This window comes from Paenibacillus sp. LC231 (genome assembly GCF_001860525.1).
Taxonomy (GTDB): Bacteria; Bacillota; Bacilli; order Paenibacillales; family Paenibacillaceae; genus Paenibacillus_AQ.
The window spans coordinates 95,593-118,007 of the sequence record NZ_JFOM01000056.1 but is presented as its reverse complement, the minus strand read 5'-3'; the positions used below and the strand labels follow the sequence as shown (position 1 = coordinate 118,007).

The following is a 22,415-nucleotide window of genomic DNA, read 5'->3' as shown; positions in this document are numbered from 1 at the left end:
TTAGAGGCTCCCTTCCACTTCGCTGCGCGATGGCATGCCACCCTGCGCACCAAATTTCATGACAGACAAGGAAGCGGCGCGGTTGGCAAATTTCAAGCTGTCAGGAAGGCTCATGCCTTCGGCAAGTGCCACGGCGAAAGCGCCGTTGAATGTATCGCCGGCTCCCGTCGTATCCACGGCTTCAACCTTGTAGCCGGGAACGACAACCTCTTGCAGGCCGTCGAAATAACGAACTCCCCTCTTGCCTTCCGTCACGATCAGTTTGTTCGGATAACGGCGCAGCACGTCGCCTAATGGCTCATCCCCGAACAAGATAGCCGCTTCATGTTCGTTCGGCGTAATATAAGCCGCCCTTTCAATAACGCTGCTTGGTACCGGGCGGGCAGGAGCCGGGTTCAGCATCAACGGCACCTGATATTTTGCGCATAGCTCACTGACATGGATCACCGTTTCCTCCGGAATCTCCTGCTGTATCAACACGATATCCGCAGCCTGGATAACCTCCGCTGCCTGATCAACATATTCCGGAGTAATCCGGTCGTTGGCAGCTTTAACCACCACGATGCTGTTGTCTCCCTCTGCCAAAATGATGTGCGCGGTTCCGCTTTCCATACCTGTAACCGGTTCCACATAGTCTGTCATAACGCCATTTGACTTCAGATTGCTCAAAATCATTTCGCCGAAGGAATCTTCACCAACACAGCCAATCATGTTCACTTCTGCACCCAGACGAGCTGCCGCGACGGCCTGATTGGCCCCCTTCCCTCCGAGTACCGTCTTAAAGCTGTCGCCAAGCACCGTCTCTCCCGCGCCGGGGCGCTTGGTGGAGGTGACCACCAAGTCCATCGACGCACTTCCGATTACCACGATTTTCGCCATTATGATTCCACCTTTCTCGTTGTCTGCCGCTCTATAAATTCTACCGAGAATTCGATGCTGCTTCTCTCTATGTGCTGCCCTTCAATAAGTCCGATAAGCAATCTGGCCGCTTCCCGGCCCATTTCATATGCCGGCTGATGAATCGTAGACAGGGGCGGTGCCAGCAGCCGGCTGAGCAGAATATCGTCAAACCCTATAATTTGTACGTCTTCCGGCACCCTTTTCCCCAGCCGAAACGCTTCCTTGACTACGGCGGATGCCATAATATCATTACTGGCGATTACGCCGTCCGTGTCCGGATACTCGATGAACACTTGCTGGGCGAATTTTTCCGCTTCGATTAAAGAAAACGATGTCGTCTTCAGCACTTGATACACTGCCGCCTGTTCTTCCAGAACCTCGACGGCTCCTTCAAAACGCTCCTGAGCAGGACGGACATCCGCCGGGCCCTGAATCACGGTTACAGCTTTACTGCCTCGCCTAATGATCTCCTGCGCCGCAATTCTTCCGCCCTGCCGGCCATCCGCATAGACGGAAGGACGATCCGATGAGGTGCGATCCAGAAATACTACCGGAATCTTGAGCCCTGTATACAAGTCGGCATCCGGATTATTGGTCGATGTTATGACACCAACCACATTATTTTGGACAAAGGTTTGGATATATTCCATTTCCTTCTTCTTGCTCTCGTCGCTGTTCCCAAATATCAGCCGATAATCATTCTCCTGCATCTCATCCTCAACTCCGCGGGCTAGCTGCGGGAAATAAGGGTTCATAATATCCGGAAGCAAAAGTCCAATTAATTTCGATTTTCTTTTATATAAAGAACGCGCTACTTCATTCGGCGTATAATTCAGCTCGCGAATGCTTTGTTCTACCTTGGACCTGGTGTCCTCATGCACGTAACCGTTTCCATTTAAAACCCGTGAAACTGTGGCCACGGACACGCCGGCCCGATTTGCCACATCCTTGATCGTTGCCATTACCGTCATCACCTCATTCATGTGTAACCGGTTACAGCTATAACATATCACATCTTTTTTTAACGTGCAAGCGTTTGAGGATTGGAATATTTATGTACCGTCGCTGGCCAGCGCAAATTCTGCAGATAACATTTCCAGCAATAAATTACGGTATTCTTACAAAACCCATTACTGGATTTTACATCCGGCTCCTATACTCAATACCTGTAAGGCCAAGCAGGAAAGTGAGGTAAACATGATGATGGAAAAAGAATTTACGCTTCCTTCTCCGGGTCACTCTCTGACGCCGCCGGTCAGCGAAGCTGAACCTTCAACAGCGGCGAAAACGATCTCCATCAAGAAATCAAAACGCAGGGAAATCATGCTCGCCTATGCATGTCTGGCACCTTCGCTGCTCATTTTCGGTCTGTTTCTGTTCTACCCGCTGCTTAAATCGGTTTATCTGAGCTTGTTCCTGACCGATCCTCAAGGCCGGGTAGCCGAATTCGTGGGGTTTGATAACTTTAAGGAAATACTGACCTCCGAGATGTTTTATACCAGCTTCGGCAACACGCTGCTGTTTATCCTGCTGACGGTCCCGACCGGGATGGCGGCTGCCATACTGCTCGCAGCCCTGACGCACAATAAGCTGAAAGGCATGAAAATATTCCGCTTCATATTCTCGCTGCCGATGGCCGTGTCCGTCGGCACCGGCTCGATGATCTGGATGATTCTGTATCATCCGACATTGGGCGTACTGAATTACTTTCTGTCGCAACTCGGCACTCAGCCCATTCAATGGCTGACCGATCCGAAATGGTCCATGATCTCCGTCGCGATCATGACCGTCTGGATGAATCTTGGATTTAATTACATCCTCATGCTGAGCGGCATGCAGGGCGTATCCGAGGATATCTACGACAGCACCAAGATCGACGGCTCCGGTCCGCTGGGAACCTTCTTCCGGATTACGATGCCGCTGATCTCCCCTACGTTATTCTTCACATCCGTCGTGTCGGTCATCGGCGCCTTCCAAGCGTTCGGACAGATCAACATCCTGACCAAGGGAGGTCCGATGAACAGCACCAACGTCATTGTATTCAACATCTATCAGGATGCCTTCGTCAATTTCCGCTTCGGCATCGGCAGTGCGCAAGCGCTCATCCTGTTTGCGATCATTCTGCTGCTGACCATCTTTCAATTTAAATTCGTGGAGAAGAAGGTGCATTATCAATGAACATGCGTCTCATGCCCAAAAGCTTCATCTACACCGCGCTGCTTCTCTGTTCGCTGATCATTGCCTTTCCGCTCCTGTACACCTTGTCGACATCGCTGATGAGCGAGGCTGAATCGGCTGTTTATCCGCCGCCTCTGCTTCCGGAAGCCATCAATCTGTCCAATTTCGCCAAGGTGGTCGATACGATCCCTGTCCTAACCTTTATCGGGAACAGCCTTGTCGTCTCCATTGCCATCATGGCAGGTCAGATCGTGACCGCAAGTCTGGCGGCATACGCCTTCGCCTTCCTGCGGTTCCCGGGAAAAACGCTGCTGTTCAGTCTCTTTCTCGCCACGATGATGATTCCGTGGGAAGTGATCATGATTCCGAACTATTTGACGGTCAAAAGCCTGAACTGGCTGGATACCTACCAAGGACTAATCATTCCATTCCTGGCAACGGCGTTCGGAACCTTCCTGCTCAGACAAGCCTTCCTGCAGCTGCCGAAGGAACTGTTTGAAGCGGCCCGCGTGGACGGCTGCGGACATGTCCGTATTTTCCTCAGCATGGTCCTGCCGTTATCCATCCCCGGAATCGCCACGCTGGGCGTGTACTCGTTCCTGAACCATTGGAACATGTACCTGTGGCCGCTCCTGACAACGAACCGTGTCGAGATGCGAACCGTCCAGATCGGGATCGGGATGCTGCAGTTCGAAGAGATGAATTCATGGAATCTGATTCTGTCCGGAGTACTCCTTCTGCTGCTGCCTTCCCTGCTGCTGCTTGCACTCGGTTTGAAGCCGCTAGTCCGCGGCATTACGGCAGGTGCGTTGAAGGGCTAACTGGCCCATATGCCAGAGCTTTAATGGATCAGCCTTGCGTGCCGGTTATCGGTAAGAAACGGGCCGCGCAATTTCTGATAGATCTAAACCATACTATATTTTCAAAAGGGAGAGATTAACCGATCATGAAACGTTTTGGTAAAAGGTCCTTCGCGCTGCTCCTGCTTTCCTGCTTCATGCTGCTCAGCGCCGCTTGCAGCAATACGCCAGCCGCTGGAGAAACGACCGTTGCCGCCGGCAGCGAGCCAGCCAAAGAGCCCGTTAAGGTTGTATGGTGGCATTCCATGAGCGGTGAGCTCGGGACCGTCGCGGACAAGCTGATCTCCGATTTTAATGCCGCCCACAAGGACATTCAGGTTGAGGGCGTGTTCCAAGGAACGTACGATGAAAGCTTGAACAAGCTGAAGGCCTCCTTGGGATCGAACAGCGGCCCGACCATGATTCAGGTGTACGAGATCGGCAGTCGTTTCATGATGGATACCAAGGCAATCCGTCCGGTCCAGGACTTCATGGATGCTGAAACATACGACATTTCCTCCTTGGAACCGAACATCAAAAATTATTATACATTCGACAACAAATTGTACTCGATGCCATTTAACTCCTCCAACCCGATCCTTTACTACAACAAAGATGCCTTTAAAGCGACGGGACTGGATCCGGAAAATCCTCCAAAAACCTACGAAGAGGTAGCGGAAGCAGCCAAGGCGCTAACGAAAGACGGCCAAACCGGCGCATCCTTTGCGATCTACGGCTGGTTCATGGAGCAATTCCTCGCGAACCAAGGTGTTGAACTGCTGAACAACGGCAACGGACGCACGTCCCCGGCAACCGCTTCGCAAGTCAACCACGCCGCTGCCGTGAAGACGCTGGAATGGTGGAAGCAATTGCTGGACGATAAGGTCCTGCTGAACCTGGGACGTAAAACGGACGATACCAAAAAAGCATTTGCAGCGGGTCAAATCGCCATGACGCTGGACTCGACGGCTTCCCTCCGCGGGATCGTCAGCGCAGCGGAAGGCAAATTCGAAGTTGGTACGGCGTTCCTCCCTAAACCGGCTGACGGCGGTGACGGGGGCGTGATTATCGGCGGTGCTAGCCTGTGGCTGATGAACAACAAATCGGAAGAAGAGCAGCAGGCTGCCTGGGAATTCATGAAGTATTTGGCCGAGCCGCAAACGCAAGCTTACTGGCATGTCAACACCGGTTACTTCCCGGTAACGACCAAAGCTTATGAAGAGTCCCTCGTCAAAGAAAACCTGGAGAAATATCCGCAATTCCAGACGGCCGTTGATCAATTGCATCAAACGACGGCCAATCTGGCAACGCAGGGGGCTGTGATGGGCGTATTCCCTGAAGCCCGCCAGCTGACGGAAACGGCCATCGAGGAAGTGCTGAATGGTCAAAAAACGGCGCAGGAAGCACTGGACAAAGCCGCTCAGGAAATTAGCTCCAAGATCGAGACTTATAATAAGACGGTAAAATAAACGTTCGAGCATGCCGCATAGGCATGCGCTGAATCATAAATCGAATTGCACCTATTTCACACCCTTCATGCTGTATCATGGGGCCTTCTGCGGTCATTCCATGAATCATGCATCAAGGGTGTTTTTCTCTTTGATCCAAAACCTTCCATATTGATCAGCTTGTATAGGGGTTTGCCCAAGTCACTCAGCCGGCTTCTGAATACACTGATACAAAGTGGAGGTGAGCCTATGATGAACAATCTTCCGTCCACCGTAACCATCGTCCCGGTGCCGTTTGACCGGGGTGCTACCCGCCGCGGCGCAGGCCAGGGACCGAACGCGATTTTCGGAGCCGGCCTGAAGCGCAAGCTTGACGCACTCGGAATATCCTATCAGGTTGATGAGCTTGCTGGACTCCCCGAACATAAGGATGGAACGCACCATCCTCAATTGAAACATCTGAAAGAAGTCATAACGATTAACGAGCAGCTCGCCGCTCATGTTTCCGCCCTGGCAGAATCGGGTGTCTTCCCGCTTGTCCTCGGCGGTGACCATAGCATTGCAATCGGTACGCTAGCCGGGCTTACCCGGCACTACCGAAGCCTGGGCGTCATCTGGATCGATGCCCACTCCGATCTCAACACGCCCGATACGACCCCAAGCGGCAATATCCACGGCATGTCGCTGGCTGTCAGCTTGGGAAGAGGCGATGCCCGGCTAACAACGATCGGCGGCGCAAAATCAACGATCAAGCCCGAACATGTAGTGCTCATTGGCGCGCGCTCCCTCGACCAGGGCGAACGGGATTTCATCCGCCGGGAAGGCATTAGCTGCTTCACGATGCAGGACATCGACCGCATGGGCATGTTCCGCGTCATGAAGGAAGCCATCCGCATCGCGTCAACGGGCACGGATGGCGTACACCTCTCCTTCGATATCGATAGTGTCGATCCGAAAATCGCGCCCGGAACGGGAACCCCGGTTCAAGGCGGACTCAGTTACCGGGAAGCGCATCTGGCCATGGAGATGCTGTCGGAATCCGGCATTCTGACCTCGGCCGAATTCGTGGAGAACAACCCGCTGCTGGACCGCGGACAGACAACGTCCCGGCTGCTTGTCGGCTTAATCGGCTCCATGCTGGGCGAGAGCATCTTGTGATGCGTCCTCATGCTTGATGACGAGAGGCCTTTTTGGCGCGATTTACGGTGCCATCCGCCGGTTAGGTTTCTTTAAACTCCCAAGGAGGTAACGCTATGGACCCTTCAAACCCGCATATCGAGAAAGCCGAAAAGTACGGTGCGAGAAACTACCATCCCCTCCCCATCGTAATTGCCGCAGCGGCAGGCATCCATGTGACGGATTCGGACGGCAAGCGGTATATCGACATGTTAAGCGCCTACTCGGCGCTGAACGCAGGACATTGTCACCCCCGAATTATCGGGGCTTTAAAGGATCAAGCAGATAAGGTAACTCTGACCTCGCGCGCATTCCATCATGACCAATTGGGCGAGTTTTACGAGAAGCTGTCTGCTATCACCCGCAAAGATATGATCCTTCCCATGAATACAGGGGCCGAGGCTGTTGAAACGGCGCTCAAGGCAGCACGCCGCTATGCTTACCGGAAGAAAGGTTTACCGGCCAATCAGGCCGAAATTATCGTCTGCGAAGGCAATTTTCACGGACGCACGATCACCATCACCTCCTTCTCCTCATCCAGTGAATATCGGGAAGGCTTCGGCCCGTTCACGCCGGGCTTCAAAGTCATCCCCTATGGCGACCTGGAAGCGCTGAAGCAGGCGATTTCACCGAATACGGCCGCCTTTCTTGTAGAGCCGATCCAGGGAGAATCCGGTATCGTCATCCCTCCTGACGGATACCTGAGCGGCGCAATGGAGCTGTGCAAGCAGCATCGTATCCTTCTGCTCGCGGACGAAATCCAGACCGGCTTCGGCAGGACGGGGAAACGGTTTGCCTGCGACTGGGAGGATGTCGTGCCGGATATGTACATCCTCGGAAAAGCGCTTGGCGGCGGCGTCTTTCCCGTCTCTGCCGTAGCGGCGGACGCCGATATCCTCGGTGTATTCGAGCCGGGATCCCACGGATCTACCTTCGGCGGGAATCCCCTCGGCTGCGCGGTGGCCATTGCCTCCATGGATGTATTCCTGGAAGAAGGGCTGGAATACAACTCCAAGGTGCTCGGCGAATATTTCCTTCAGCAGCTTCGTTCCATCCGGCACCCCGATATCAAGGAAGTGCGCGGCAGAGGCCTATTTATCGGCATGGAGCTTAACGTCCCAGCCAGAACCTACTGCGAGAAATTAAAGGATCTCGGCTTGCTCTGCAAAGAAACCCATGAATCCATTATCCGCTTCGCCCCTCCGCTCATCATCACCAAAGCGGAGCTGGACCAGGGCGTCGAGATCGTAAGGCAGGCGTTTGCATGACGAATCGATACCGATTGCATGTGCACAAAAAAATTTTTTCGGTTTATTCCAAGCCCTGCAGCTTATCCTGACGGTGCTCAGAGCCGCCGCGCAACGTTGATCGTGCGGCTCTGAGCACCGTCAGGTAACCGACTTCTGTTTCATTCTTCTTGTTACTAACAGCAGCTGGGATACAGCGGCAAGCACAGGCAGTTCGATCAGCGGTCCGATGACCAAGGCAAGGGCAATCACCGGCTGGTCCGGAAAGGCCGTAACGGCGATCGCGAGGGCTACCGGGGAATTCCGGGCAATGATCGTTAAATGGAGGCTGACCGAATCCTCATAGGTGAAACGCAGCATGCGGCCTACCGCGCTGCCCAGCATATAATTCATCGTGAAATAAATCAGGATCGGAACAATGAGGATATATACCATGTCCATATTATTCAATAAGTATGACCCTTGAGACGCAAACATCGCAACAATGGCAAGACTCAGAAAGACAATCTGTGCCCTGCCGAAGAACGGCATCACCTTGTGCTCCAGCACCTCTTTCCTGGTTCTCAGAATGAAACGGGTGAGATGCGCAAGCGTGAACGGAACGACGAGCACAAGCAGCACGCTTTCGATCAGCGTTGCCATCGAAATCGTTTCGATCGTGCCGGAGAACAAGAGCAAATACAGCGGAAGCAGCAGCACCTGTAGGATCAGGTTTATAGGAAGCACCGAAGCTCCCAAGGGCACGTTTCCCTTGGCAATCGAGGTAAAGACCAAATACCAGTCTGTACAGGGGGTCACCATCAGCATGATGAATCCGATCCAAAGCGCCGGGTGGTCCGACAGAAAGACAGCACCGAGTCCCCAGGCAAGCAGCGGCGTCCATATAAAATTAATAAGCGTGCTCGCTCCCAGAAACCTGATGTTCTTAAACGCCTCTCGCAGCTGCCGCAGCGGTATCGTCAAAAACAATCCATATAACATCAGCAGCAAAAAAGGAACGATCGTGTATTCCGCATACTCTGCGGCGAACGGCAGCTGTCCCACTACCAGCCCAATCGCCACCGCGCCCATAATGATCAAGGTTTGAAATTTCTCTACAAGTCCCATCCCGCACTCCTTACCCTTTCGAATTATGAACAAACTAAAGAAATATCATCTAATGGTATCATACCGCATTTCCAGTATAATGGATTGTATAATACTGGATTTAGCATCAGGTAAGAAACGCATCCCGGTATCCTTCTCCGCTCATTTCAATCGATGAGGGGCAACGATTCTTAGCCTTGTTTTGTCAGGGTTGATGATAACTTTTACAAGGAGGTTCAACCATGAGAATAGCCATTTGCGGAGGCACCGGTTTCATTGGAGAGGCATTGTGCAAGCGTTGGCAGCAGGGCGGGCATGACATGATCATCGTCACAAGATCGAAACCGGACAATCCCCAACCCAGCAGGCCTATATCCTATCTGACCTGGGATGAGATGAAGTCCCATCCCGAGCGGTTCGAGGGTCTGGATGCCCTCGTTAACCTTGCAGGCTCTTCCCTGAGTCAGCGCTGGACGCAGGAAGGCAAGCAGAGAATCCTTCAGTCAAGACAACGAACCGTCTCCTCCGTAGCCGAGCTAATGGACCGCCTGGAGTTTAAACCTCCGGTGGTCATTCAGGCTTCGGCGATGGCCATTTACGGCACATCCGAGTTTGAAACCTTTGATGAGGAAAGCCCTGCCACGATTATGGATTTCCCGTCCGAGGTTGTGCAGGAATGGGAGCAAGCGGCCGACTGCATCCCGGTTGACCGGTTAATTAAGCTGCGCATCAGCGTTGTTCTGGGCGGTAAAGGTGGAGCCCTTCCCAAAATGCTGCTGCCCTATAAACTAGGCGTTGGCGGTAAGATCGGCAGCGGCAAGCAATGGCTCTCCTGGATACATATCGACGATATCGTGGATTTGATCGATTATTGCATCCAGCACGAGGGCATATCCGGAGCCGTGAATGCGGCTTCCCCGCATGCGGTCACGAACGATGAATTCGGCAGGAGCATCGCCAAGGTCTATCGCCGTCCGCACTGGCTCCCCCTGCCTGCTTTCATGCTTCAAGCCATCCTGGGCGAAATGTCGCTCATTCTGCTAAAGGGCCAGCGTATCCTTCCGGCCAAGGCACTGCGTCACGGCTTCCAGTTTCGATATCCGGAAGTGACGGACGCTCTGAAGCAGATCAAAGAAAGCTGAGCCGTACGGCCATATGCATAAAAAAACAATCGCTCTCATGGTATAGAGAACGATTGTTTTCTTATTTTTCATAAAACTTCTATTGTACGGGGGCCAGCTCGCTTTCCGTCACCCACTTATGATTCTTGACTTCTTCGCCGGTTGTCGTCGTGAAGTCCACCATATAGACCGTCGTTTGTTCGGCGGAATCGATAACGGCGGTGGCTCCCTTCATGCCCTCCATATGATCCGCATTCACGACAGCCTGCGTTCCGGGCTCCAAGGGCTCCTTCCCGGCATCCTTCAGCTCCTCATGAATCACCCATTTATGATCCTTCACTTCGGGTCCGCCGCTCATCGGCGTATACGATATCGTGTACACCGTCGTATCGTACGCCCCGACAATCGTTGCCTTTGCCCCCTTCATTCCGGGCATGTGATCGGATTCAATGATCGCTTGGGTCTGGGGCGCATAGGTCGGATTCTCTGCCGCTTTCAACCCTTCCGGGATCTCGCCCGAGCCGGAATGGTTCATGCTGCCATGATCCATGCCATCCATGTCCCCGGTGGCTTCCGTATTTCCCTTGTTATCGGGGTTTGGACTCTTCGTATTGCCGCAGGCACCCAGTATGAGGATGAGGGATGCCAACGCTACCAGAATAAGCGGCTTCCATCGTTTCTTGGCTGACATATGATGAACTCCTCTCTTATATTGAATGCTCATAGCATAGCAGCTACTTATGAAGAACTTGTGTAGCTGTCTAAACATGACATCACTTACCCATTTATTCAATAAAACCTATCTGTGATATACAATAGAGAGTGACTAGAAGTCCCATTTTGTCCTATATTCTTGGCAGAGATATTAAGCCAATTCCGAGAAGGAGCACCATCTCCCATGCAAATCAATGACGAAACTTTCATCCCGTTATTCAAACGGGCCAATTCCATATTAAACCGAACCCTGAACTCCATTGAACAGCAGGAACTGAGCGTCCGGATCCACTACTGGGGATTTATGCCGCGCCACTACGATAATACGGAGCATAAGCATTCTTTTTTTGAAGCTTGTTACGTATTGACAGGCTGCGGCTCGTATATCGAAAACGAGACAGAGTTCCATCTTCATCCAGGCACCCTGTTCCTCTCAAGGCCGGGCATCCAGCACCAAATTAAGAGCAGGGAGGGCTTGGCCTTATGTTATGTTGCCTTTGAACTGGATGAATCAGCAAACAGCGATCTCCATACGGCTGCTTTCCGCAGGTTAGCCATCCAAGGCATTCCGGTGCTTCAGGAAGATGCCGGGCAAGCGTCCGGACTCTTGTGGCTTTCGCTGCTATCGATGTTTCAGTCGGGCTCTGGCGGTAAGCAGCACCCGCCGCATATGCTGAACAGCTTGGCAGCTTCACTCATATTATCGATTCTGGCTGCCCACGGTCCCGGTTTCTACCAAGAACCTTCCGATCTTGGAGCACGCGAAGAAGGAGCTTCGATGTTTCATCAGGCCGAATTGTTTATCCAGGATAATCTGGGCGAGCCGCTCTCGCTGGAGCGGGTGGCTGGCCATCTTCACGTTACGACCCGTCATTTAACCCGGCTGTTCCGTAAATACGGACATCAATCCTTTGTTCATTATGTGCAGGAGCAGCGCGTGCAGCAAGCGAAACACCTGCTTCTGAATACAGACCGGCAGATCAAAGAAATTGCCGTCTCCTGCGGATTTGAGTCCGTGCACTACTTCACCCGGGTGTTTACGTCCAAGCTCGGCGTAACCCCGGCCCGCTTCCGGCGTTCCCAGTTTTCGGAAGGCCGTTACGACTCCGAGCTTTAGCGACTAGAGACGTCGATGTCCTGATCGTACAAAAACACTTCCTCTTTTTATAAAGACGGATCCTCCCCTTCCTCCTACAATGAAGTCGTAACCGACATTCCGGAAGGGAGGATCCATTTATCCATGAAACCTGCAACGACCTTTCAATCACACCCGATCAACCACTTGGACTTTGGCAGCGAAGCCCAATTTATGAAGAATGGGATCGACGCTTGGTGCTCGTATATCCTGTCGACCTATAAACAAAAAAATTCCCAGCATGAAGCACAGGAAAAACGCAGTATCTTCATTACGCTTGACGGAACACACGGCGCCGATTTCGATAAACTGCTGGCCAAGCTTCAGCAAGCCTGTAAGCAAGAAGGCATCGCCTTCGCATGCGATTCCACCTCCGATTACGTCAAACCCGAAGCCGAGCTCCGGGCTGAAATGGCTCCATATCTTACGGATAACCGGGCATTCGGATATAAAGCAACCGATGTCCGCCCCATTCAATATTTTCAACAGGATGCACGGCCAGCCTTGAATAAAAAAGCGCTTGAATTTGACGCGATGCGCGGCATATACGTCCTGCACGGACCCGGCGCTTCGCTGCTTCAAGGCCGGACCCCAGACCTTCGTTTCTACGCCGATTACTCCCGCGAGAACCAGCAGCGGCGCCATGCCCGGCATATGGGCAGCTTCGGCTTGGGCAGGTCCTTCGACAAGGTTGAGACTTACAAGAATTGTTTATTTCTCGAATGGCCCGTCTGGGAGACCTACCGTCGCGACTGGTTAGCCCATCATACCCATGCCCAACACTCCGACAACCAAGCGTATTACATGGACTTAAATCGTCCGGAAGAGCCGGTGTGGCTGCCGGCTCCCGCCTTGGCAAACGTACTGCACAAAGCAAGTCAGCAGCCGTTTCGGGTCAAGCCTTTTTTTGCCCCGGGAATATGGGGCGGTCAATATCTTAAGGAATTATGCGGTCTTCCCGGCGAATGGCCAAACTGCGCCTGGAGCTTTGAGCCTATCGCTCCCGAGAACACGCTTCTGCTGCGCGTGCAGGATATCACCTTCGAGGTTCCGTTCACATTGCTCATGGAGGCAGCGTCTCAAGAGATTATGGGAGCGCGTAATGTCCGGCTATTCGGCGACTACTTCCCGATCCGGTTTGATTATCTGGATACGATGCAGGGCGGCGAGCTGTCGCTTCAGGTGCATCCGCTGCAGGAATATGCAGAGTCGCAGTTCAATGAGCATATGACGCAGCAAGAATCGTACTACATCATGCACAATGCCCCGGAAGCCAAGGTGTATCTCGGGCTGAAGGAAGGAATAAGCGGCGAACGGCTGCTTGCAGCAGTGGAAGACGCCCAGCTTCGGGAAGAGCCGCTTGAGCTCTCCGACTACGTTAACGAGTACAACTCGCAAACAGGGGATCTCTACCTCATTCCACCGGGCACGGTCCACTGCTCCGGCAGGGATAATCTGGTACTGGAAATTTCCTCGACCACCTGGTGGTTCACGTTCAAGATCTACGATTATCTGCGGCTGGACGCCGATGGCAAACCGCGCCCGATGAACCCTGAGCATGCGCGCCACAATATTAATGACGCCATGAATACGCCTGCGGTAGAAAGCGGGCTTATCGCCCGGCCAACCGTCGTAAGCCGTCAAGGGGGCAGCTCGGAGGAGCTGCTGGGTCAACGGGAAGATCTTCTGTTCCAGGTCAGCAGGCTGAATCTGCAGGAAACGTGGAAAGCGGACACCCAAGGAGAATTCGTCATGTACAATCTCGTGGAAGGCGAACGCGTCCGCCTTGTACCGGCAGCGGACGAGGATGCGGCCGTTGAATGGGGTTATGCGGAATCTTACATTGTTCCGGCATGTTTAGGCGAATACCGTCTGGAGAATCTGTCCGGGTCCCCATGCGCATTGATTGCAGCAAGGGTCAATCCCGATTGGGATTCTCCACTGCTTCCGCCTTCCCGGCCAACAGAAAGCGGGGAATTTGCATGAACCGCAAGGATAGCGCCGATCCAGAAAGCGTGCCCTCCCCTGCCCCCATTACCATCGCGCTTGATGCCGGCGGCACCGCTTTGAAGGGAGCCCTCATCGTGAACGGGCTGCCAATCCCCGGCTCGTTCATAACCCGGCCTTCGGAATCGCACGGAGCCGCGGTGGATACGATTGCCAGCTTCGCCCAAGCCTGTCATGATCTGATCCACTATCACGTCTCGGCCTTCCGGCCGTTGGATTATCATGATTCAATCCGGATCGGCTTTGCTTTTCCGGGGCCCTTCGATTATGCAAAAGGCATTGCGCTTCTTCAAGGCCTAGGCAAGTATGACGCTCTGTTTAAGCAATCGGTTCGGGATCTGCTCCGTACCGAATTTCAGAGACTCAAGTCATCCTTCCCGGGTGTCACGATGAACCGTCTGACCGCCGCTGATATCCGGTTCGGCAATGATGCCTTCATGTTCGGCCTTGGGGCCTCCACCCGGTTCCCATCGGAACGTCTCCTATGCCTTACGCTCGGTACGGGCCTCGGCTCTGCCTTTGTTGAGAATGGTCAAATCGTAGCCGGCAGGCATGGTATCCCAAGCAGCGGAATGCTGTTTGCGGAGCCTTACCGGGATCATATCGTGGACAGCTATTTCGGGAAAAGGAGCATTCTGAACATGGCTTCGGAGCGGGGACTCCTGGCTGACGGGATCGACGTAGCCGACCTCGCTGAAGCTGCCAAGAGCGGTAACGCGCAAGCTCAGGATGTATTCCGCGAATATGGCAGCAAGCTCGGAGAGATGCTCCTGCCTTATTTATCCGAGTTCAAACCGAGCCGCCTAGTGCTGGGCGGGCAAATCTCGGGCAGCTTGCCCTTATGGGAAAAGGATATCCAGCTGGCTTTGGGCAGGCACGCCGTTCCTGTTCACGCTCTCGCAGACGGAACGGCGGCTGTGTTTAACGGCATTGAGAAGCTATTCGAGGATACGGATCATCATGAATCCGCTCCCCATTTTAATCTATAGGAGGTCACTAATAATGAACCTATCCACCCAAGGCGGTCATCGACCCGCCCGTCCCTGGACGATCTATGTCATCCATCATTCCCACACGGATATCGGCTACACGGAACGCCAAGAGAGAATCGAGCAGTATCATGTTGATTTTATCCGCCAGGCACTAGACATCACGGAAGCCGCACAACGCGGGGAGCGCCCGGAATGGGAATCGTTCCGCTGGACTTGTGAGACCTTCTGGGCCGTAGAGAAATTTCTCGAAGCAGCAACTCCTGCAGAAAAAGCAGCTTTTCAACAAGCGGTAAAGCGTGGCGACATCGAACTGTCCGGAACTTATCTCAATATGACCGAGCTCCCGGATTTCGACCTCCTTCTGCGGAATCACGGCAAGGCGCAAAGGTTCGCGGAGTCCTTCGGACATCGGATCGACAGCGCCATGACCGCCGACATTAACGGATACAGCTGGGGGTATGCCGAAAGCCTGCTGCAAAATAACATCGAGCATCTGTTTTCCTGCATCCATACGCATCACGGCATGTATCCGCTGGGACGCAAACAAACCCCGTTCTGGTGGGAAAGTCCGAATGGCGGCAGGCTGCTTGTCTGGAACGGCGAACATTATATGTTTGGCAACGAGCTCGGGTTCTGCCCTGATGCACTGGGCAAATATATCATCAAGGACGAGCTTCAGCATAACCTGATGGAGCCTGAACAACCTCATAACGAGATCGCTGCTTTACGGATTAACCGGTATTTATGGAATCTCGAGCAGGAGTCCTATCCGTATTCCTTCGTTCCGGTCATGGTCTCCGGTCTGGGCACGGACAATGCATCCCCGAATGCGGATATCGCGGAGTGGATTACGAAATGGAATGAACAATACGGCGACCAAATCACCATTAAGATGGCTACGCTGTCCGAATTTTTTGCGGCATTGAAACAGGAGGACCTGTCCGCACTTCCGGTACACCGGGGGGATTGGCCGGACTGGTGGACGGATGGGGTCGCTTCAACAGCAATGCATACCCAGATTTACCGGGATGCCCAGCGCACGCTTCGCAAAGTCAAGCGGCTAGATCCGGTCCATGGTGCGGCAAGCCTGGCCGAGGTCGAGGAAACGTCACAGGCGCTGACCATGTATGCCGAGCATACATGGGGCTATCATTCCTCCGTATATGAGCCATGGCATCCGCAGGTGCAAATGCTCGAGGTGCGGAAGCAGGCCTATGCGGCGGAAGCCAGCAAGCTGGCTTACCGGGCGCTGGATAAAGCGCTCGTGGCCCGTCAAGGCGCGCTGCTCGCTCCCCACCGTCCCCTGCGCTACGAGGTGATCAATACGGAACCGGCCGCGGCGACGCTGCAGGTCGCCATTCCGCTGGATGGCTGGGAACACGTGATCCTGAAGAAAAAGTTCGAGCTCATCGACGAAGCGACCGGGCAGGCGCTGCCGTACCAATTGGCACACACGGGGGCGCTTGTCGCGCAGCTCTCGCTTGAGCAGGATGAGTCCCGGATCTTGTACATCCATCCGCACGAAACACCGGAAGCACTCTCCGCCTCCGGGAACATGGTGACTGCGCGCAACACCGAACCGATTGCGTGCGAAGGAATCGCCGACATCCAGACACAGCCCATAACTCCTTATCCGATTGTGGTGGGCAAGCGTTCAATCGAATCCGAATCTTTCCGGATCGAATGGGAGATGAACGAAGGCATCACGGCCTGGATCGATAAGACGCGTTCAGCAGACCTGCTGGACGGCGCACGCGAGCACGCGCCTTTCACCCCCATCTACGAGGTAACGCCGGCACAGGATGAGCATAATCCGTCCGAAATATGCTCAACCCGCCGCCGCATGGGACGCAACCGGAAGGGCACGAACGTCCAGCGGGATACCGGACGCTTGACCCGAGTCACCGTGCTGGACAACGGACCGCTATTTGCCCTGGTCGAGCTGGTGTTCGACGTGAAGGGACTAAGCTACTATGCCCTCCACATCAAGATGTTTGCCAACCAGCCCCGGGTCGAGGTGTCCGTCCGCTTCCACAAGGACAGCGTCTGGCTGCCGGAAAATGTCTATGTGGCTTTGCCGTTCTCCATGGGCACTGAAGCCGAGTTATACGTGGAAAAAGCCGGTTGTCATTTCCGCCCTTGGAAGGATCAAATTCCCGGAAGCTGCCTGGATTACACCAGCGTGCAAGAGGGAATATTCTGGCACTCGGCTATAGACCGGGAAGCGCTGGCCCTGTCCATGACGGACACGCCGCTTGTACAGCTGGGAACGCTGGAGCACGCGCCTCGTCAGCTCCACACCATGCAGCCGGCGGACAGCCGTCCTTCCACGTATGCCTGGATATTGACCAACTACTGGGAAACCAACTTCAAAGCGACGCTTGGCGGCTTCTATGAGTTCCGTTATGCGGTAGAGCGGCATCGCCAGCTGGACCCGGAGCAGGCTGCGAAGACCCTGCACGCTTCAACCGGACAATTCACGGTACACCGAATTAAATAATTCATGATGAAAAACAGCTGCCCTGGTTTCAAGGCAGCTGTTCTCATTATGAAAGGGAGGATGGCGCTTAAGCCGGTCTCTCTGTCCTTATTATTTTTTTGCTCAACAAAACTACGTCCACGCCCACATGAATCCGTCGCGATCCCAAGCAATCCGTCCGCCATGCAGTTTGCGGAATGCCTTCTTCACGTCTTTGGACAGCGAGGCGTTTCCGTTTTCGTTCACGAAAACAAATTCTTCCCCGAAGTTCTCGCGTACATAGCGGATGGCCTCCGTCTGATACAAATTACCCGTAAACCGGATTTCCTCCACCATCCATTCGGCCACCTGCTGCGCTGTATATGTCATTAACATCGTTCCCTTCTGTATACCTTCACTTATTATAACAGAATGGACGATGGAATCGATTTTTATGAAAACGGCAGACTACATCAAAATCATGGACAGCAATAAAAACTGGACGGAACCTACAATCTCGATGATTCCGACCTTCATCGGTTTCATTATTTTTCCGGAATACAGTAACGTCTTAATGAACGGAAATAGGAATGGCAGACACATCCATGGATTCCCGAAGAAAATCGGCAGAACCAACATCACAGCATGATATAATTTTGCGTATACGGTCCAGCGTCTGTTTTTGCGTTCACGGAAGACCGATTTGACAAAGAACACGGTCCCCGTAAAATAAAGGAAATTATACCCAATGACGGCGGCAAGGATCGGATCGAAACCACCGCCTCCCAGCATATAAGCAGCGGCACCTCCGGTACAGAACAGCAGAATCGCGCAAATATCATTTAACAGCGCACGCTCCGATTTCTGAAGGACATGCCAAACATTCACCATGATCAGGATGAGCAGCACAGGTGCAAACCAGAGCATCATCGGTTTGAAGACAAGCACCGGAATGAGAAACGCAATAGCGATAAGGGCATAAACGATCCCCCAGGATAACCATGTTTTACGTTGGGATGTTTTCTTTAAGGATTGCAGAAACGGATAGGATGCCATATATAAACCTAACCACGCCAAAAATAGCGGAAGGTGCAGAAGCACCGGCTTGGCGGCCGCCATTCCTATGATATAGGGTACGCTGACCATAGCCCAGCCACCATGCTCCCGGGGTATGACAAACCTCGTCTTTTTCATGTGTCTCTCCCTCTCCAATCCATAGACTCATACCCGGTACGATCCATATCTTCAGCCATTCGAACAACGGCCAGGCGGATGATAAGTAATATCGCTGAAGGTGCCCACATACTGAACGATGTCACCTGATTCGTCCTTTACCGCGTTAATCGTTAGCAGCTCCAAGTACTCTTCCCCGTTCTTCCTGCGGTTCCAAATCTCCCCCTGCCAGCTTCCGTGTTCCATGATTTCAGACCACATCGCCTGATAAAACGCCGGTGTTTGTCTTCCGGATTTCAACACGCTCGGATTCTTGCCAAGTACTTCCTCCTCCGAATATCCGGTTAACTTCGTGAATGCCGGATTGACGGCATTGATCTTTCCGCTTCGATCCGTGACCAATATCCCCTGGCCGGTGGAGTTAAACACCTCGGATTGTACGGAGAGTTTGTCCTGATAGTACATCCATACCACAATAACGAAACTGGCAAGCGCTACCTGCGATAAAGCCATGAATCCAATGGAATACTGCCCTGTCGCCGAATGGATAAAGGAAAGCATCAGCGGCGGGAAGAATCCGCCAAGACCGCCCATCATGGACACGATACCGTTCACAATGCCGGCCTGCTTGTTGAAATAAAGGGGCACGAGTTTAAAAATAACCCCGTTTCCAAGTCCGGCACCAACGGCAATGGTTAAGCAGCCGGCCGTATACAAGCCAATGGACGGAGAGAATGCCAACAGGATGGCCGCAGCCGTGAGCCCTATGAATACGCCCATTAACAAGAACAAAGGTTTAAACTTATCTGCAAGCCAGCCGCCTACAGGACGTAATATTGTTGCTACCAAAATGAACCCTGCCGTCCGCATCCCGGCATCCACCTTCGCAAGCTCGAAATGGGTAACCAGAAAGTTCGGCAAGTACACCGTAAAAGCTACGAACGAACCGAATGTAATAAAATAAAAAAGAGAGAAAAACCACAATTTTTCATTTTTATATACACCCTTGATCTGTTCCATAATCGGTGTTTTTACTTTAATTTCTTTACGGTCGCCTAAGATTACATTTAGCACGGCAAAGATCAGCAGCAGAACCAAATACAGCTGGACGGTTTTGGACCATCCGATCTGAGTCGCGATGACCGGTGCAGCAAACGTGGTAATGGCGGTGCCGATGTTGCCCATCCCGTATATCCCATTTACGAGTCCGAGCTTCTCTTTCGCATAATATTTAGGCAGTGAGGTCACGCCGACCGAGAACACGGCCCCCCCGATCCCAAGGAACAAGCCGCCGATTACCAAATGCGTAAAGGAGGTAGCCGAGCTGATAAAATAGACCGGAAACAGCAGCAGGATAAAGCTGGCGATAAAAACAATTCGTGCTCCCACCACATTGGCATAATAGCCAAGCGGAATCCGGAGGACCGAACCCAGCACCACCGGAATAGCCGTCAGAATAGCGAGGCGGTCGGCCGTAATGGAGATATCCTCGCGAATAAACGGCAAGAGCGCGGAGATGATGACCCATACCATAAAGCCAAGCACCAGATTCATTGTTTGCAGCGGAAGCTGCACCTTTTTGATCATTTCCATCACCTTTTCTAAAGCGTAATGAATGGCATATTGATCCCCAGCTCCTATTGTACGTGCACCCATTCACAATGCTAATAGGGAAGTTCCCTGAATCTCTCCGGGGAACTTCCCTATTCCTTTAAGCAATGACCCTTTATTGCGCCCTGTTGTATAGGTAAGACTAAAAATCCAGCAATTTTTTCTTCAGCGCATATTCCACTAACTCCGGGCGGCTTTTCAAATTCAGCTTTTCCATAATTTTGGCCTTGTGAGCCTCCACCGTCTTGACCGATACGAACAGTTTTTCCGCAATCTCCTTATTGCCATAGCCCTTGGCGATTAGAGGCAGGATCTCAATCTCCCTTTTGGACAGGCTGTTAAACGGATCCTGCTCCGCGCTCTCACTATCTTTCTTAATAAACTCCCGAACCAGGGAGGTCGCCATCTGGGGATGAATATAGGTCCCTCCCTTATGCACCATGCGGATGGCGGAGATTAATTCATCATCCGGCGCATTTTTGAGCACATAACCTGAAGCCCCGTTTTTTAAAACATGAAACAGGTAATCGTCATCATCATACATGGTTAGAATCAGAATTTTCGTTTCCGGAAATTCGCTGCTGATCTTGCCGGTCGCAATCAGCCCGCTTTCGCCGGGGGGCATGCTTAAATCCATCAACAGCACATTCGGCCGATGCTTCGCCACCATGGTGTAAGCCTCCATACCGTCTGCCGCCGTCGCGACAACCTCCATGTCTTCCTGGTAATTCAGAATCATGGAAAATCCGCTGCGGACCACGGCATGATCATCCGCAATCACAATTTTCACGTAACCATCACCTCCGGCTTGTCGTCACCATTCGTAAGCGGAACGTTGAGCTGAACCGTCGTACCCTCACCGGGAGCGGACAGCAAAATAAACTGACCCCCGACGAGCTCCGCGCGTTCCCGCATCCCGTACAGCCCCAATCCGGTTCCCTTGGCTTCATCAATGACCATATTAAACCCAACTCCACGGTCACGAACGGTTAGCTGAAGGTAGCCATTCACTTCGCATAATCGTACATGCACCTCGTCCGTTCCTGAATATTTCATGGCATTCAGCACCGCTTCCTGACATACCCGGTACACAACCGTTTCAATCTCGCTGCCGTAGCGGGCTGCCGCTAACTCCGCAGAGAACTCAACAAGCACTCCGTAATTCTTCCCGATCCATTTAAAATGGGAGCGGAATGCAGCCTCAAGCCCCAAATCATCCAATGAAGCAGGTCTGAGTTCAACGGATAAATGCCGGATGTCATCCAGAAGCCTGGTTAAAGACACCTCGGTCTGATGCAGCTTCTTGAGCACATCCTCGCCTACATCCATATATTTAACGACACGCAGGTCGACCAGTGAGCTGAGCAGCTCTTGAGCCACGCTATCATGGAGTTCGCGGGATATCCGCTTACGCTCGTCCTCCTGTGCCTTGATGACATATTTCAGCATATTCGTCCGCTGCAGCATTTCCTGTGTTTTCTGCTGCTTCGTCAGGTCAAGGAGCATCATCACCCGGATGCCGCGGGCTTCATCGATGATATGGTAACTGGCCGCATAGGGAACGATGCCTTCGCCGCGCGTCTTAAGATAGACCTGGAACGATGAAAACTCTCCATCCGGATAGTCCAAATAGCATGTGGAGCAGGTTATGAGATCCTGTTCATCGGTATAGCCTTTGCAGGTTTGGCAGAAGGAACCATCCGCACCGGACTGCATCCTCTCAATCACATCAATGTCAAGGATGTTCTCCGCAGCCGGATTCATAGCCACCACGCTGCCCTTTTCGTCGATAAAAAAAATGGCCTCCATGCTATTCTGATACATGCTTCTAAGCAATTCGCTTAAATGCTCATCCGTCATCTGAATCAAGGCTGTGATACCTCCTTGGCATAAAAAGCACCAAATTCCGTTCCTATTCCTTCCTGAAACGACTCAAAGGACCTTGAATCCAGCACGTTTTCCTTGCGATATCCCACAAGCAAAACTCCCCTGACGCGAGAGCCTTCCCACAGCGGTACTGCGCCAAGGCTTTTCAACTGCTCTGCAACGATTATCGGATAATTATACAAGTCCCTTGATTCAATATCGGCATTCACGTTTTGAATCAGCATCGGTTTTCCGGTCTTAAATACCATGCCCGCGATGCCTTTGCCGGAATGTAAAACGATACGCTTGTACCTCTCGTTTATATTTCCCGAGGCATACTGCCAGGTCAAAACAAATCGGTCTTCAGCCGGCTGCACCAACGCCATGGACACGAAATCGAATTGAAACCGGGCTCGAAGCTTATCCATTTCACTTTGGTAATTAAAGATCGGCTGATTCTTCAT

Annotated in this window: 20 protein-coding genes; 10 read left to right on the top strand and 10 right to left on the bottom strand. The window is 52.6% G+C overall.

The window, feature by feature from the left end:
* Positions 1–879 (bottom strand): ribokinase, encoded by an 879-nt coding sequence (gene rbsK / locus AK95_RS30940; protein ID WP_071223747.1) that lies wholly within the window; start codon positions 877–879, stop codon positions 1–3.
* The gene (locus tag AK95_RS30935) at positions 879–1,862 is read right to left on the bottom strand and encodes a LacI family DNA-binding transcriptional regulator (RefSeq protein ID WP_071223746.1); all 984 of its coding nucleotides are present in this window, start codon (positions 1,860–1,862) and stop codon (positions 879–881) included. Before AK95_RS30935 ends, rbsK begins: the two co-directional genes overlap by 1 nt.
* Before the next feature lie 235 nt (positions 1,863–2,097).
* On the opposite strand from AK95_RS30935, the gene AK95_RS30930 reads away from it, so the two are divergent.
* From AK95_RS30930 to AK95_RS30910, 5 genes are all read left to right on the top strand, one after another.
* A complete protein-coding gene (locus tag AK95_RS30930) occupies positions 2,098–3,078 on the top strand; it encodes a carbohydrate ABC transporter permease (RefSeq protein ID WP_071223745.1) in 981 nt (326 codons plus the stop codon).
* Complete coding sequence (locus tag AK95_RS30925; protein ID WP_071223744.1) at positions 3,075–3,899, top strand: carbohydrate ABC transporter permease; 825 nt, start codon at positions 3,075–3,077, stop codon at positions 3,897–3,899. Before AK95_RS30930 ends, AK95_RS30925 begins: the two co-directional genes overlap by 4 nt.
* Before the next feature lie 125 nt (positions 3,900–4,024).
* Positions 4,025–5,386, top strand: a complete 1,362-nt coding sequence (locus AK95_RS30920) for an ABC transporter substrate-binding protein (RefSeq protein WP_071223743.1) — start codon at positions 4,025–4,027, stop codon at positions 5,384–5,386.
* Between the two features lie 228 nt (positions 5,387–5,614).
* On the top strand, positions 5,615–6,523 hold the full coding sequence (rocF, locus tag AK95_RS30915) for an arginase (RefSeq protein ID WP_201259453.1): 909 nt from the start codon (positions 5,615–5,617) through the stop codon (positions 6,521–6,523).
* 95 nt (positions 6,524–6,618) lie between these two features.
* Positions 6,619–7,809: an ornithine--oxo-acid transaminase gene (locus AK95_RS30910; protein ID WP_071223742.1), complete on the top strand. Its 1,191-nt coding sequence runs from the start codon at positions 6,619–6,621 to the stop codon at positions 7,807–7,809.
* Between the two features lie 120 nt (positions 7,810–7,929).
* Here AK95_RS30910 and AK95_RS30905 read toward each other — a convergent pair whose 3' ends face one another.
* Positions 7,930–8,895: an arsenic resistance protein gene (locus AK95_RS30905; RefSeq protein ID WP_071223741.1), complete on the bottom strand. Its 966-nt coding sequence runs from the start codon at positions 8,893–8,895 to the stop codon at positions 7,930–7,932.
* A 221-nt stretch (positions 8,896–9,116) separates the two neighbouring features.
* Here AK95_RS30905 and AK95_RS30900 point away from each other — a divergent pair, with 221 nt between their 5' ends.
* The gene (locus tag AK95_RS30900; RefSeq protein WP_071223740.1) at positions 9,117–10,016 is read left to right on the top strand and encodes a TIGR01777 family oxidoreductase; all 900 of its coding nucleotides are present in this window, start codon (positions 9,117–9,119) and stop codon (positions 10,014–10,016) included.
* A 79-nt stretch (positions 10,017–10,095) separates the two neighbouring features.
* Here the strand turns inward: AK95_RS30900 and AK95_RS30895 are convergent, their stop codons facing one another.
* The gene (locus AK95_RS30895; RefSeq protein WP_071223739.1) at positions 10,096–10,686 is read right to left on the bottom strand and encodes a YdhK family protein; all 591 of its coding nucleotides are present in this window, start codon (positions 10,684–10,686) and stop codon (positions 10,096–10,098) included.
* Between the two features lie 207 nt (positions 10,687–10,893).
* On the opposite strand from AK95_RS30895, the gene AK95_RS30890 reads away from it, so the two are divergent.
* From AK95_RS30890 to AK95_RS30875, 4 genes are all read left to right on the top strand, one after another.
* A complete protein-coding gene (locus tag AK95_RS30890) occupies positions 10,894–11,826 on the top strand; it encodes a helix-turn-helix domain-containing protein (RefSeq protein WP_071223738.1) in 933 nt (310 codons plus the stop codon).
* 123 nt (positions 11,827–11,949) lie between these two features.
* On the top strand, positions 11,950–13,830 hold the full coding sequence (locus tag AK95_RS30885; RefSeq protein ID WP_071223737.1) for a class I mannose-6-phosphate isomerase: 1,881 nt from the start codon (positions 11,950–11,952) through the stop codon (positions 13,828–13,830).
* Positions 13,827–14,840 carry an ROK family protein gene (locus tag AK95_RS30880; protein ID WP_071223736.1) on the top strand — a complete coding sequence of 338 codons (1,014 nt, stop codon included), beginning with the start codon at positions 13,827–13,829 and terminating at the stop codon, positions 14,838–14,840. Before AK95_RS30885 ends, AK95_RS30880 begins: the two co-directional genes overlap by 4 nt.
* A 13-nt stretch (positions 14,841–14,853) precedes the next feature.
* Positions 14,854–17,343, top strand: a complete 2,490-nt coding sequence (locus AK95_RS30875; RefSeq protein WP_071223735.1) for a glycoside hydrolase family 38 N-terminal domain-containing protein — start codon at positions 14,854–14,856, stop codon at positions 17,341–17,343.
* Positions 17,344–17,454: 111 nt separating this feature from the next.
* Here AK95_RS30875 and AK95_RS30870 read toward each other — a convergent pair whose 3' ends face one another.
* From AK95_RS30870 to AK95_RS30845, 6 genes are all read right to left on the bottom strand, one after another.
* Positions 17,455–17,691: a DUF6953 family protein gene (locus tag AK95_RS30870; protein WP_041621962.1), complete on the bottom strand. Its 237-nt coding sequence runs from the start codon at positions 17,689–17,691 to the stop codon at positions 17,455–17,457.
* Between the two features lie 78 nt (positions 17,692–17,769).
* Entirely contained in the window at positions 17,770–18,495 is a 726-nt protein-coding gene (locus tag AK95_RS30865; protein ID WP_071223734.1) for a YwiC-like family protein, read from the bottom strand.
* A 51-nt stretch (positions 18,496–18,546) separates the two neighbouring features.
* Entirely contained in the window at positions 18,547–20,061 is a 1,515-nt protein-coding gene (locus tag AK95_RS30860; protein WP_071223961.1) for a nitrate/nitrite transporter, read from the bottom strand.
* Between the two features lie 166 nt (positions 20,062–20,227).
* Positions 20,228–20,875: a response regulator transcription factor gene (locus tag AK95_RS30855; protein ID WP_071223733.1), complete on the bottom strand. Its 648-nt coding sequence runs from the start codon at positions 20,873–20,875 to the stop codon at positions 20,228–20,230.
* On the bottom strand, positions 20,872–21,954 hold the full coding sequence (locus AK95_RS30850; RefSeq protein WP_083397778.1) for a sensor histidine kinase: 1,083 nt from the start codon (positions 21,952–21,954) through the stop codon (positions 20,872–20,874). The genes AK95_RS30855 and AK95_RS30850 overlap by 4 nt, the downstream gene beginning before the upstream one ends.
* Positions 21,951–22,415 (bottom strand): GAF domain-containing protein, encoded by a 465-nt coding sequence (locus AK95_RS30845; RefSeq protein ID WP_071223732.1) that lies wholly within the window; start codon positions 22,413–22,415, stop codon positions 21,951–21,953. The genes AK95_RS30850 and AK95_RS30845 overlap by 4 nt, the downstream gene beginning before the upstream one ends.